Origin of the sequence: Ralstonia condita, assembly GCF_958405655.1 — a bacterium.
Classification (GTDB): domain Bacteria; phylum Pseudomonadota; class Gammaproteobacteria; order Burkholderiales; family Burkholderiaceae; genus Ralstonia; species Ralstonia condita.
On the sequence record NZ_CATYWO010000002.1, the window covers coordinates 510,037 to 523,376 of the forward strand.

At 65.7% G+C, this 13,340-nt stretch carries 14 protein-coding genes; 9 read left to right on the forward strand and 5 right to left on the reverse strand.

The genetic code is table 11. From position 1 onward, the window contains the following. The first annotated feature begins 20 nt into the window (after window positions 1-20). Window positions 21-1,859, forward strand: coding sequence for a phosphogluconate dehydratase (gene edd, locus R2N03_RS08895; protein WP_316657272.1), 1,839 nt, complete (start codon window positions 21-23; stop codon window positions 1,857-1,859). Between the two features lie 16 nt (window positions 1,860-1,875). Here the strand turns inward: edd and R2N03_RS08900 are convergent, their stop codons facing one another. Continuing rightward, window positions 1,876-2,331, reverse strand: a complete 456-nt coding sequence (locus tag R2N03_RS08900; RefSeq protein ID WP_012430828.1) for a universal stress protein — start codon at window positions 2,329-2,331, stop codon at window positions 1,876-1,878. 133 nt (window positions 2,332-2,464) lie between these two features. Here R2N03_RS08900 and R2N03_RS08905 point away from each other — a divergent pair, with 133 nt between their 5' ends. The 7 genes from R2N03_RS08905 to R2N03_RS08935 all read left to right on the forward strand — a co-directional run bounded on the left by R2N03_RS08905 (window position 2,465) and on the right by R2N03_RS08935 (window position 8,343). After that, complete coding sequence (locus R2N03_RS08905) at window positions 2,465-2,932, forward strand: DUF3293 domain-containing protein (protein ID WP_012430829.1); 468 nt, start codon at window positions 2,465-2,467, stop codon at window positions 2,930-2,932. 99 nt (window positions 2,933-3,031) lie between these two features. Next, window positions 3,032-3,544 (forward strand): hypothetical protein, encoded by a 513-nt coding sequence (locus R2N03_RS08910; protein WP_012430830.1) that lies wholly within the window; start codon window positions 3,032-3,034, stop codon window positions 3,542-3,544. 228 nt (window positions 3,545-3,772) lie between these two features. Further along, entirely contained in the window at window positions 3,773-4,921 is a 1,149-nt protein-coding gene (locus R2N03_RS08915; protein WP_012430831.1) for a c-type cytochrome, read from the forward strand. 12 nt (window positions 4,922-4,933) lie between these two features. Then, window positions 4,934-6,694: a cytochrome c oxidase subunit I gene (gene ctaD, locus R2N03_RS08920; protein ID WP_316657273.1), complete on the forward strand. Its 1,761-nt coding sequence runs from the start codon at window positions 4,934-4,936 to the stop codon at window positions 6,692-6,694. Further along, window positions 6,691-7,299: a cytochrome c oxidase subunit 3 gene (locus R2N03_RS08925; protein WP_316657274.1), complete on the forward strand. Its 609-nt coding sequence runs from the start codon at window positions 6,691-6,693 to the stop codon at window positions 7,297-7,299. The genes ctaD and R2N03_RS08925 overlap by 4 nt, the downstream gene beginning before the upstream one ends. After that, a complete protein-coding gene (locus tag R2N03_RS08930; RefSeq protein ID WP_316657275.1) occupies window positions 7,296-7,988 on the forward strand; it encodes a heme-copper oxidase subunit III family protein in 693 nt (230 codons plus the stop codon). Before R2N03_RS08925 ends, R2N03_RS08930 begins: the two co-directional genes overlap by 4 nt. 7 nt (window positions 7,989-7,995) lie before the next feature. Further along, window positions 7,996-8,343, forward strand: coding sequence for a cytochrome C oxidase subunit IV family protein (locus R2N03_RS08935; protein ID WP_012430835.1), 348 nt, complete (start codon window positions 7,996-7,998; stop codon window positions 8,341-8,343). A gap of 21 nt (window positions 8,344-8,364) precedes the next feature. Here R2N03_RS08935 and R2N03_RS08940 read toward each other — a convergent pair whose 3' ends face one another. From R2N03_RS08940 to R2N03_RS08960, 4 genes are all read right to left on the reverse strand, one after another. Further along, a complete protein-coding gene (locus R2N03_RS08940) occupies window positions 8,365-9,600 on the reverse strand; it encodes a cystathionine gamma-synthase family protein (RefSeq protein WP_316657276.1) in 1,236 nt (411 codons plus the stop codon). 379 nt (window positions 9,601-9,979) lie between these two features. After that, entirely contained in the window at window positions 9,980-11,251 is a 1,272-nt protein-coding gene (locus R2N03_RS08950) for an Nramp family divalent metal transporter (RefSeq protein WP_316657278.1), read from the reverse strand. Window positions 11,252-11,258: 7 nt separating this feature from the next. Beyond that, window positions 11,259-11,525, reverse strand: a complete 267-nt coding sequence (locus R2N03_RS08955; RefSeq protein ID WP_316657279.1) for a hypothetical protein — start codon at window positions 11,523-11,525, stop codon at window positions 11,259-11,261. Between the two features lie 35 nt (window positions 11,526-11,560). Beyond that, the gene (locus R2N03_RS08960; RefSeq protein WP_012430853.1) at window positions 11,561-12,052 is read right to left on the reverse strand and encodes a YetF domain-containing protein; all 492 of its coding nucleotides are present in this window, start codon (window positions 12,050-12,052) and stop codon (window positions 11,561-11,563) included. A gap of 154 nt (window positions 12,053-12,206) precedes the next feature. Here R2N03_RS08960 and R2N03_RS08965 point away from each other — a divergent pair, with 154 nt between their 5' ends. Beyond that, window positions 12,207-13,067 carry an SDR family oxidoreductase gene (locus tag R2N03_RS08965; protein ID WP_316657280.1) on the forward strand — a complete coding sequence of 287 codons (861 nt, stop codon included), beginning with the start codon at window positions 12,207-12,209 and terminating at the stop codon, window positions 13,065-13,067. The last annotated feature ends 273 nt before the right edge of the window (window positions 13,068-13,340 follow it).

The following is a 13,340-nucleotide window of genomic DNA, read 5'->3' on the forward strand; positions in this document are numbered from 1 at the left end:
ACCCCATCAGGAGAACCCGCATGGCCCCGCAACGCCTGCACGACGTCGTGGCCGACGTCACCCAGCGCATCATCGACCGCAGCCGCGGCCCTCGCCAAGCCTATCTGGATGTCACGCGCAAGAACGCCGGCCGCAAGGTCGAGCGCACGCTGCTGTCCTGCACGAACCTCGCCCACGGTTTTGCCGCCATGCCGGGCGAGGCGAAGATCCGCCTGAAGGCGCTGGAGCGGCCGAACATCGGCATCGTGTCGGCATATAACGACATGCTGTCCGCCCACCAGCCGCTGGACGTCTTCCCGGCGTGGATCAAGGAAACCGCCCTGGAAGCCGGCGGCACCGCGCAATTTGCGGGCGGCGTGCCAGCCATGTGCGATGGCGTGACGCAGGGCCAGGACGGCATGGAGCTGTCGCTCTTCTCGCGTGACACGATCGCACTGTCGACCGCCGTGGCGCTGTCGCACCAGATGTTCGATGCGGCGCTGTACCTGGGCGTCTGCGACAAGATCGTGCCGGGCCTGGTGATCGGCGCCCTGTCGTTCGGCCACCTGCCGGCCGTGTTCGTGCCCGCCGGCCCGATGACCACCGGCATCAGCAACGACGAAAAAGCCCGCACGCGCCAGCTCTATGCCGAGGGCAAGCTCTCGCGCGCCGACCTGCTGGAAGCGGAATCCAAGTCGTACCACGGCCCCGGCACCTGCACGTTCTACGGCACAGCCAACTCCAACCAGATGCTGATGGAGATCATGGGCCTGCACCTGCCGGGCACCGCCTTCATCAACCCGAACACGCCGCTGCGTGAAGCGCTCACGCGGGAATCCGCGCGTCAGGCGCTCAGGCTGGTGTACAGCGGCACGCAATACACGCCGATCGCTGACGTGCTGGACGAGCGCGCCTTCGTCAATGGGATCGTCGGCCTGCTCGCCACGGGCGGCTCGACCAACCACACGCTGCACCTCATCGCCATGGCACGCGCCGCGGGCATCCTGCTCACATGGGATGACTTCCATGACCTGTCGGGCGTGATTCCGCTGCTCGCACGCGTGTACCCGAACGGCAAGGCCGATGTGAACGAGTTCCAGGCCGCGGGCGGCCTGTCGATCGTGATTCGCGAGCTGCTCGATGCGGGCCTGCTGCACGAAGACGTCACGACGATCATGGGCAAGGGCCTGCGCCGCCACGCGCAGGAGCCCTTCCTGGACAACGGCAAGGTGGTGTGGCGCGACGGCGCTGCGGCCTCGCTCGACACGAACATCGTGCGCGGCGTGGCCGAACCCTTCTCGCCGGATGGCGGCCTGCGCGTGCTGCACGGCAACCTCGGCCGCTCGGTCATCAAGGTATCGGCCGTCAAGCCGGAGCATCGCTTTGTCGAGGCGCCGGCGCGGGTCTTCCACGCCCAGGACGACCTCATCCACGCCTTCAAGGCGGGCGAGCTGGAACGCGATTTCGTGGCCGTGCTGCCGTATCAGGGCCCGGCCGCCAACGGCATGCCGGAGTTGCACAAGCTGACGCCGACGCTGTCGGTGCTGCAGGAGCGGGGCTTCAAGGTGGCGCTGGTGACGGATGGCCGCATGTCCGGCGCCTCGGGCAAGGTGCCGGCGGCCATTCACATCACGCCGGAAGCGCTCAACGGCGGGCCGCTGGCACGCGTGCGCGATGGCGATATCGTCGTGCTGGATGCCGAGGCGGGCACGCTGTCGGTGCGTGTGCCGGAGGCGGAATGGAACGCCCGGCAGGTCAGCGTGCCGGACCTGGCGCACTACCACGCGGGCGTTGGGCGGGACCTGTTCTCGGGCTTCCGCCGCAATGTGTCCGCGGCGGAAGAAGGCGCCTGCACGTTGTTCGTATCCGCAGGCGCCTGATGCAGCGTCGGCGCGGTCAGTCCTTTGCGGGACCGCGCACCAGCAGCACGGGCATGGTGGCCTGGCGGATGAACTTTTCCGCCACGCTGCCCAGCATGGCGTGCGCCAGGCCGCGACGGCCATGCGTGCCGATCACCACCACGTCTGCCCCCCACTTGGCGGCATCGCGCTGCAGGGCGGCAGCCACGTCTTCACCGATGCCTTCGGTTTCCACCAGGGCGCTTTCCTGCGTGACGCCGTCTTTTTTCAGCGTTTCCTCTGTTTCCGCCAGCAACTGCGTGCCGGCCTGGATGAACGACTTGCGCAGTTCGGTCGGGTCGTAATAGCCCACGTCGAACAGCATGGCTGGGCTGTCGACGATATATACGGCGCGCACCGAGCTCTGGAATGCCTTGGCCAGACGCACGGCTTCAGCCAGGGCCAGCTTGCTGGTTTCGCTGCCGTCCACGGCGACCAGGATCTTCTTGTACATGGTTCAAGCCTCGCAGGGAGTTGGGTTGTTTGCGTGCAGCGGCTGCAGGTTGCCGGCACACACGCTATTCTGTGGCATCCACGGCCCTTTTGCGTTGCGCCAGATCAGATGGCCGTGCCCACGCGCCGCAACAATGCACCGTCATCCGCCCGCGCCCACCGCCGAGTTGATCGCCGCCTACCGTAGCGCACGGTACCGCGTGGAAACGCCGCAGGGCGATGTGCTGCTGCACCTCGATGCCGTCAACCCGTGCGTGGCGGCGCTGCTCGCGCAGGCCGATGCGCGGTGGGCCGTGTTCGTGACGGCGTACCAGCCGTTCTCACGGCCGGTCTCTGCAGAAGAGAACGCCACGCGGCAGGCGGAACTGCTGGCCTGGGCCATCGCGCGAGGCATGCCATGGCTGTACGGCGAGGGCGGCGCGCCTGAAGCCGCCTCTGCCAGCATGGCCGAGGCGTGGGCGCCAGAGCCCAGCGTCCTGCTGTTCACCGATGACCCTGCCACCGCCGACACCCTCATGCTGACCTTCGATCAGAACGCTGTCGTGCTGTGCGACGCGCAGGGTTTTTGCACCTTGCGTTGGCATCCGTATCTGCCAGACTGAATTGGCGGAGAACACTCCACCGCCAGGCGCGCATGCAGCAGAAGTGGCGCACACGGTTCCTGAGTGCCGACGCAGATACATCCGCAGCAGGAGGTTCGTATGGAACTGCATATGCAATCGCACCATTGGGAGCGCCGCATGCCCGACTGGCTGGCAGCCAGCGCGGCCGGCCTCGTGGGTGGCGCCCTGGTGATCGTGCTGGAGTTCTTCTGGTCGACCATGGTGCTCAATGAAAGTCCGTGGCGCCCGACGCACAAGATCGCGGCCATGGTGATGGGTCAAGGCGCGCTGGAGGAGCTGTCGCTGTTCAGCTTCAGCATCGTGGGAACGGCGCTGGTGCTGCACTTCGTCCTGGGCGCCATCATGGGGATGATCCTCGGAGCCATCATCGCTCCGTTCCACTTTGACTCGAGCGTGGGCATGCTCGCCGCCATCGGGCTGGCCTTTGGGATCGTGGCGTACGTATTCAATTTCTACGGCATGACGGCCGTGTTCCCGTGGTTTGCGTCGGAGCGCGGCACCGGGCCGCTGCTGGCAAACCTGCTGTTCGGCGTGACGACGGCCATCGTCTACGGCATGGTCGAGCGGCGCGGCCAGGAAACGATGCACTGACGCGCCGGTCTTTTCCCGCGGCGCCACAAGCGGGTGAGCGCCATCAGGAAACGGCTGCCCCCGGCAATCCGTGCCGGCGGCAGCCGTTTTGTATTGCGGCGCAGCACGCCTTGCGCCGGGGCGCGACGTGGAAAGAGCCCGCCTCGTCCTTACGTGGCCTTGCACGCTCCAAATGCGCGACCTAGCCTAGCTTTAGCGTGTTGAGGGAATCCCTCTGCGGAGGTGCCCATGGCCCTTGCGATTGCGCTCTTGCTGATCGTCGTGCTGGCGGTGGGGTTTCACGTTGCCAGCCCGTGGTGGATCACGCCAATCGCCTCCAACTGGAGTCGCATGGACGACACGCTGGCGATCACCCTCGTCATTACCGGTGTGTTGTTCATCGCCATCAATCTCTTCGTCGTGGCTGCGCTCTGGCGCTACCGCCACCGCGAAGGCCACCGCGCCGCCTACGAACCCCACAACAAGCGCCTGGAATGGTGGCTCGTCGGCATCACCACGGCGGGTGTCGCGGCGTTACTGGCCCCCGGCCTGTTCGTCTATGCCGACTACGTGCGCCCGCCGCCCAATGCGCTGCGGATGGAAGTGCTCGGCCAGCAGTGGCAATGGCGGTTCCGCTTTCCCGGCCCTGGCGGAAAGCTGGGCACGACCGACGTGCGCTACATCACCGACGACAATCCGTTCGGCATGAACCCCGCAGACCCCAACGGGCGCGACAACTACCTCATTGACACGCCCGAACTGCATCTCCCGCTCAACCGCCCGATCCAGGTGCTGGCGCGCTCGCGCGACGTGCTGCACGACTTCTATGTGCCGCCCTTCCGTGCCCGCATGAACATGGTGCCCGGCATGGTCACGACGTTCTGGTTCACACCCACCAAGGCGGGGCGCTATGACATTCTCTGCGCGCAGCTTTGCGGCATCGGTCACTCGAACATGCGCGGCGTGGTGGTGGTGGAGGATGAAGCTGCATTCACCCGTTGGCTGGCGCGGCAAACGACGTTCGAGCAGAGCCTGCAGGCAAAGGTGCAAGCCACGCCGGCTGCGGCAGGCGGCAGCGCGCAGGCGTTGGCGGACCAGGGCAAGGCGCTCGCGCAGGCGAAGGGCTGCGTCGCTTGTCATAGCGTGAACGGCAACCCCGGTGTCGGCCCCACGTGGAAAGACCTGTACGGCTCCACGCAGACCATGGCCGATGGCACAACCGCCGTGGCTGACGAGGCCTATCTGCGCGCCTTCATTCGCGACCCCAAGGCGCGCGTGGTCAAGGGCTTCGCACCGATCATGCCGAACTTCAACCTGAGCGAGCAGGAGTTGTCTGCGCTCATCGCTTACATCAAGGCACAGGGTGGCCCCGCGCCCGCCAGCGCGGCCAAACCGTAGCGAGGAGGCGTCATGCCCTACGCGCACAACGAGCACGACCGTGGCCCACAGCGTTTCTGGACACGCTACGTCTGGAGCCAGGACCACAAGGTCATCGCGGTGCAGTACGCACTCACGGCCATTGCCATCGGGCTGGTCGGGCTTGTGCTTTCGAACCTGATGCGGTTGCAGTTGGGCTTTCCGGGCCGGTTCCCCTTCATCGACGCCAGCCACTACTACCAGTTCGTCACCATGCACGGGATGATCATGGTGATCTACCTGCTCACGGCGCTGTTCCTGGGCGGTTTCGGCAACTACCTGATCCCGCTCATGCTGGGCGCGCGCGACATGGTGTTCCCGTTTCTGAACATGCTCAGTTACTGGGTGTACCTGCTGGCCGTGCTGGTGCTGGTGGCCAGCTTTTTCGTGCCGGGCGGGCCGACCGGCGCCGGTTGGACGCTCTATCCGCCGCAGGCCATCCTGCCGGGCACGCCGGGCACCGAGTGGGGCATCGTGCTGATGCTGGTGTCGCTCGCCATCTTCATCATTGCGGCCACGATGGGCGGGCTCAACTACGTGACGACGACGCTGCAGGCACGCACGCGCGGCATGACGCTGATGCGCATGCCGCTGACGGTGTGGGGCATCTTCGTGGCGACCGTCCTGGCGCTGCTGGCGTTTCCGGCACTCTTCGTGTCCGCCATCATGATGCTGCTCGACAAGACGCTGGGCACGAGCTTCTTCGTGCCGGCGGTGGTGTCGATGGGGCAGCCGTTGAAGCACGCCGGCGGCAGCCCGCTGCTGTTCCAGCACCTGTTCTGGTTCTTCGGCCACCCGGAGGTCTACATCGTCGCCCTGCCGGCCTTCGGCATCGTGTCGGATCTCATCAGCACGCACGCGCGCAAGAACATCTTCGGCTACCGGATGATGGTGTGGGCCATCGTCATCATCGGGGCACTGAGCTTTGTCGTGTGGGCACACCACATGTTCATCGCCGGCATGAACCCCTACTTCGGGTTCTTCTTCGCCACCACCACGCTCATCATTGCCATCCCGACGGCGCTCAAGGTCTATAACTGGGTGCTGACGCTGTGGCGCGGCGACATCCACCTCACCGTGCCGATGCTGTTTGCCATCGCGTTCATCAGCACCTTCCTGATTGGCGGGCTGACGGGGCTGTTCCTCGGCAACGTGAGCGTGGATATTCCGCTGTCCAACACGTACTTCGTGGTCGCGCACTTCCATATGGTGATGGGCGTGTCACCGATCCTGGTGGTGTTTGGCGGCATCTATCACTGGTACCCCAAGGTGACGGGCCGCATGCTCAACGACACGCTGGGCCGTGCGCATTTCTGGATCACCTTCATCGGCACGTACCTGATCTATTTCCCGATGCACTACCTGGGCATTCTCGGCATGCCGCGCCGCTACTACGCTTACGAGGGCTACAGCTTCATCCCCGCGTCTGCGCAGTCATTGAATGCGTTCATCACCGTCGTCGCCTTGGTTGTGGGCGTCGCGCAGTTGCTGTTCCTGTTCAACCTCGCCTGGAGCCTGAAGCGCGGGAAACCGGCGAACGCCAACCCGTGGCACGCCACCACCCTCGAGTGGCAGACGCCGCAAACCCCGCCCGTTCATGGCAACTGGGGGCCGAACCTGCCGCAGGTCTACCGCTGGGCGTATGAATACAGCCCGCCAGACCGGACGGAAGATTTCGTGCCGCAGAACGAGCCGCCGTCCGGCATGCCAGCAACTGAATCCGCCCCCGTCCACGCACGCGAGGTGCGCGCATGACGACCCTGCCCCGCCCGTTCATGGCAGATCTGCCACCTGCCATGCCCAGCGCCGGCCGCATCGGCTTGCGCGTCTTCATGGCCGTGGTGACGGCGTTGTTCTCGCTCTTGATCCTTGCCTACGCGATGCGCATGCGCGAGGCCGACTGGCTGCCCGTTCCTCGGCCAGTGCTGCTTTGGTGGAACACCGGCGTGCTGGCACTGGCCTGCGCGGCAATGGAGATCGCGCGGCGGGCGCGCACCGGCCGCACGCCATGGCTGCTGTCCGGCGGAGGACTTGCCACGTGGTTCGTCATCGGGCAGTGGATGGTGTGGCAGCAGCTCTCCGCCCACGGGCAAGGCGTGGCGGTCAACCCGTCCGATAGCTTCCTGTATGTATTCACCGGCCTGCATGCGGCACACGTGATGGGTGGCATCGTTGTCCTGGCCGCGACGATGGTGCGCCAGCACAGCCACCCGGATCACACCCTGCCTGCCGTCGCGCTGTGCGCGGCCTACTGGCACTTCCTGCTGATCGTATGGCTCGCGCTGCTGGCCGCCATGTGGTGGATCACGCCTGCATTCGTCGCCGCGATCTGCGGGCCGTCTTATGGAGCCACACCATGAGCACGCCCACGCTCCCTACCGGATCAGCCGAGCCGCTCCCCGGCGGCTGGCCCGGCATCGTCACCGACTGGTCAGCCGACGGCGAGGCCTTCAAGGTGCCGTGGGGCAAGGCCATGATGTGGATCTTCCTGCTGTCGGACACCTTCGTCTTCAGCAGCTTCCTGATCGGCTACATGACGGTACGCATGTCGACCACCGTGCCGTGGCCCGACACCGCCGAGGTCTTCGGCATGCGGATCGGCGGCGTTGAGGTGCCGCTCCTGCTGATCGCCATCATGACCTTCGTGCTCATCAGCAGCAGCGGCACCATGGCGATGGCCGTCAACTTCGGCTACCGGCGCAATGCCCGGCGCGCCGCGGCGCTCATGCTCGCGACCGCGCTTCTCGGCGCAACCTTCGTCTCCCTGCAGGCGTTCGAGTGGACCCGGCTGATCGTCAACGAGGGCGTGCGCCCGTGGGGCAACCCGCTGGGCGCCGCACAGTTTGGCGCGTGCTTCTTCATGATCACCGGGTTCCACGGTTTTCACGTGACGTGCGGCGTGATCTATCTGTTGCTGATCGCGCGCAAGATCCTGCAACCGGGCTTTGTTGAACGCGGCAACTTCCAGATTGTGGAGATCGCGGGCCTTTACTGGCACTTCGTCGATCTTGTCTGGGTGTTCATCTTTGCGTTGTTCTACCTGTGGTGAGGCGGCCATGGACCACACCGACCCTTCCTCCAAGCCGGCTGCGCCCGACGCACACGGACAGCAGCACAGCATCAGCGTCTACCTGAAGATCTGGGGCCTGCTGTTCGTGCTCAGCACGCTGTCGTACCTGGTGGATTACTTTCGCGTGGAAGGGCTGACGCGCTGGGTGCTGATCGTCGCGCTGATGATCGCCAAGGCGGGGCTGATCGTCTCGGTGTTCATGCACCTGATGTGGGAGCGGCTGGCGCTGGTGTATGCCATTCTCATGCCGCCCCTGGCACTGCTGGTGCTGATGGTGCTGATGGCCGCGGAAGCGCATCACACGTTTGCAATGCGCACCCTCTTCTTCCACTGACCCCGGCGCCCTGATGAGCGGTCAGGCGACGGGCGTGGCGTCCAGTGCCTGGATGAAGTCGCCCAGCAAGTCGGCTTCATCCTCGATCCCGACCGATACGCGAACCAGCGAATCGGCAATGCCCATGGACGCGCGGCGCTCGGCGCCCATCTCCCAGTAGATGGTCGGCGCAACCGGAATCACCAGCGTGCGGGTGTCGCCCAGGTGCGTGGCGCGCACCGCATAGCGCAGGTGGTTGAGCATGTCGACGTAGTCAGCGCCGTCCACCAGTTCGAAGCTCAGCAGGCCCCCGTAGTGGCGGAACAACTCCGTTGCCCGGGCGTGCTGCGGGTGCTCCGCCAGGCCCGGGTAGTACACACGCGCCACCTTCGGATGGGCCGCGAGCGCACGCGCGAGTGCCAGCGCGTTGCTGCAGGTACGGTCCACGCGCAGGGCCATGGTTTCGGCGCCCACGGCAATGCGGTGGGCGGCATCGGCAATGAGCGTAGCGCCCTGGTCACGCAGCCCCTTCTTGCGGATCTGCTGGATGCCCTGCATTTCCGGCTTGACCTTGCGATACGCCGGGAAGATGTTCGGATACGCAGTCCAGTCGAACAGGCCCGTATCCACCACCGCGCCGCCCAGCGCGTTGCCATGCCCGCCGATGTACTTCGACAGCGAATGCACCATCAGGCTGGCCTGCGCATCGCGCCCGCGGAACAGCCAGGGCGAGGTCATCGTGCTGTCGATCACATAGATCAGGCCGCGTTCCTTGCACAGCGCGCCGATGCCCTTGAGGTCGGCCACCTGCGTGCGCGGGTTGGCAATGGTCTCCACGAAGACCAGGCGCGTGTTGGGCTGAATCGCGTCGGCCACGGCCTGGGTGGACGTGGCGTCCACGAACGTCACGTCCACGCCCAGGTTGCGCAGTGTCTCGAACACGCTGTTGGTGTTGCCGAACAGGAATGCGCTCGACACCACGTGGTCGCCGGCGCGCAGCATGGTCGAGAACACCGCCATGATGGCGGCCATGCCGGTTGCAAAGCAGGCGGTGGCCAGGCCGCCTTCCATCATGGTGATCTTGGCCTCCAGCGCGGCCGTGGTCGGGTTGCCCTGGCGGGCATAGGTATAGCCGGGCTTGCCCTGGAACACCTCGATCAGCTCGCGCGTATCGGCGTAGCCGTAGGTGGTGGACGTGTGCAGCGGCTTGTGGACGGCGTAGTGCTCGACGCCGGCTTCACGGTCGGCGTGCAGGAGGGCGGTGGTCAGTCCAGTCATGGCGGGGCAGCAGGAGAACAGGAGAATGGCGGGAAAGTCTTGCATTATCGCGCGATTCCGGGACCACCTGAGCAGCGGAACCCGTGCAGAGGTGGAACGTGGCTTGCGTCGCACCTCGCGTTGCAAGACAGACCGGACTCACGCTTGGCAACGAGCCATCTCCTGCACCGCGCCAGTTCGGGACGCGCCTTCATGCAAGCCAGCAGACGGGCGGGCTGATCCGCGAGGTGGAGCGCGGCACCACAGGCACGTCGTCCAGACGAATGTCGCCGATGCCGTGAAATACGACAGCTTTCATGATTGACCCCTGGTTGGTGAACAGCACGCCGCACCGGTTGCGCGGTTTCACCCTACACACGCGACCCCGATTCCTGCCGTTTTAAGAGCCACGCGCAGCCAGAACGAAGAACAGCAGGGTGCTCGCGCACATGCTCAGCGTCGCCAGCCACGCCGTGCCATGCAGCAGGCAGGAACTGCGGAACGGCCCCATCACGGACTTGCGGCGCGACATCAACTGCAGCATCACCATGACGGGCGTAGCCGCCACGCCATTGAGCACCGCAGCCCAATACAGCAGCTTGAACGGCTCGATGGGCAGGAACACCATCACCGTGGCCACCGCCATCACTAGCGCCAGGAACAGGTAGAACTTGGGCGCACGGTGCACCTTGGCCTCCAGGCTGCTGTGCCACTGGAAGGCCTCGGCGGCGGCATAGGCGGCGGAGCCCGCCAGCACCGGCACAGCCAGCAGCCCCGTGCCGATCACGCCCAGGGCAAACAATGCCTGCGCAAAGCGGCCGGCCACGGGCTTGAGCGCTTCAGCGGCCTGGACGCAGGTCTCGATTTGCGTCATGCCGTGCGTGTGCAGCGCGTAGGCGGCCGTCAACATGATGCAGAAGGCGATCAGCGCCGACACCACCATCCCGACCGTCGTGTCGATGCGGATGCGTGCGAGCTGGTCCTTTGCCTGCCACGGCGCTTTCTTGAGCGGGGCTTCGTCTTCGGCCCGCCGCGTCTCTTCCACTTCGCCTGCGGCCTGCCACACAAAAAGATAGGGGCTGATGGTGGTGCCGAACACGGCGACGAGCGTCATTGCATAGTCTTTCGACCAATGCAGCCGGGGGACCACGGTGTCGTGCAACGCGTGCGCCCAGTCCACATTCACGACAAACGCCGTGGCCACGTACGCCAGCAGCGACAGCGCAGTCCATTGCAGATAGCGCGCATAGCGGCGGTACGGCATCCAGACTTGCAGCACGAGCGTAAAGACGGCAAACAGGCACGCATACCACGCTGTCGAGCCACCCAGTAGCAGGCGCACGCTGTCGCCCATGGCCGCGATGTCGGCGCCCACATTGATGATGTTGGCAAGCGTCACCAGCGCGACAAACGCATACGCAAGCCACGGCGACTGATGCCGCCGGATGTTTGCGACCACGCCCCGGCCCGACACACGCCCCAAGCGCGCGCTGACGAGCTGGATGGAAATCATCAGGGGCAGCGTCAGCAACAGCGTCCACAGCATGCCGGTACCCATTTGCGCGCCGGCTTGCGCATAGGTGGCGATCCCGCTCGGGTCGTCATCCGCGGCGCCCGTGATAAGGCCGGGCCCCAACCGGCGGTACCACGGGGCGTCGTCTGCGGCGGGCACGTTGCGCTCAGCTGCGGTTATCTGTGGGCGAAGCGCCGGGCGTCTGGTCTCCGGGGTCGTGCAGCTTGTCGCGCGTGATGCCCGGCGGCACCTCGCCCTGGCGCATGCGGCGCAGCGTGTCGTGCGGGCTCTGCGGCTTGGGTGCCGTGCTGCCGGTGCGGCCCACCTCTGCATTGGCCGGCCGGTCGCCCGGCTTGCGGTGCGATTCAGCCTGTTCCCAATCGGCCTTGCGTTGTTCGGCGTCTCGGTTTTCCTTCTGTTGCTTGTCTCGCATGGTTGGCTCCGGTGTGCGGGTGCGGATGTGCAGAATCAACTGCGCTTGCGGATCAGGCTGACCTGTCCGTTGCGCTCGAGGATGGCGGCTTCCACGTCGTCGAGCGTGCGTGCGCCGAGCGTCTGCCGCACGCTTTCTTCAACGTCGCCAATGGTCAGAAGCGCCGCGTCCAACTGATGCTGGTCAAAACGGCCGTGCCGATAGACCTCGCGCTTGCGGCCGGCGATGAGGCGGTCGAGCCTGGGCAAGCGCGCGCAAGCCCAACCCAGCAGCCGATGCACCGCCACCAGCGCCAGCGACGCCGACACCGTGGCCACGAACGGCGATGCCCCGACAATCGCACGGCTGAGCGTGGCGCCCAGCAGCACGGCGACCACGAAATCAAACGGCGCACGCTGCCCGAAGGAGCGGCGTCCGGACAGACGCACCAGCGCCAGCCCGATGGCAAACACCACCACGGCCCGCATGGCCGTCTGCAGCGGGTTGAGATCCTTGCCTTCGCCAAACAGGAACAGCAGCGTGTCCATGGCGCCTCCTCCCGTCGATGTGGGCCGCTGGTGAACGTCCACTTCACCGTTCAGCAAACGGCGTGCCGCGCGGCCTGTGTGGCACGCCTTGCCAGCCGGCCGTGGCATGGCGCGTGCTGCGACGTGGTATCCGTTCCTCCGCAGGAGCCTTCCCATGCCCGACACGCCAGCACAGCAACCGCCCCAACACCAGGACCGCCAGCCCGGCACCCAGGAAGACATGACGCCGCGCCCGCGCGCAGACATGGAGGACTACGTGGGCAGCGGCAAACTCAAGGACAAGGTCGCCATCGTCACCGGCGGCGACAGCGGTATCGGCCGTGCGGTTGCCATCGGCTTCGCCAAGGAAGGCGCCGACGTGCTGATCGCCTACCTGGACGAACACGACGACGCCAACCAGACCTGCCGCCTTGTACGCGCCACCGGCCGCCGCTGCGAAGCCATTGCCGGCGACCTGGGCGACGAAGCGCATGCCCGCGCGGTGGTCACGCAGGCGGTGGCCATGTTCGGCAAGATCGACCTAGTGGTCAGCAATGCCGCAGAACAGCACCCGCAGCAAAGCCTGGCCGACATCGATGCCGACCAGCTGGAGCGCACGTTCCGCACCAACGTTTTCGCGATGTTCCATCTGCTGCGTGCCGCGCTGCCCCATCTGCACGAAGGCGCACGCATCATCACCACCACGTCGGTCACCGCATTTCGCGGCAGCGGCCACCTGGTGGATTACGCAGCCACGAAGGGAGCGATCCTGGCCTTCACGCGTTCGCTCGCCCAGCAACTGGCCGAAAAGAACATCCTGGTGAATGCCGTGGCGCAAGGCCCGATCTGGACGCCGTTGATTCCGTCGACCTTCGATGCCGAGCATGTCGTCCAATTCGGCAGCAAGGAGCCACTGGCCCGGGCTGGCCAGCCGGATGAAGTGGCCCCTTGCTACATCTTTCTCGCGTCTGCCGATGCGAGTTACATGACGGGGCAGACGCTGCATCCGAATGGGGGGGAGATCGTCAATGGGTAAATCACACAGTCGTCCTGCATGACATCAAATTGACCCGCCGCGCGGGCAGGCCCGCCGCCGTATTGGCGCCGTCCTCAGCATTGGGATACCCCCAGGTCTGGAGGGGCATCCATCCGGGTGGTTTCCGCCATGCCGTGCCCGTCACGCCCGATTCACGCGGCCCTTCAGTTGCCAGGGCAACCGCCGTTATGCAATGTAATAAAGACGGATCAAAGGAACATGCTGGCCGGCGGCACCCGGCGATAAAATGGCGGGTCGCCGCCGTTCGAGCGG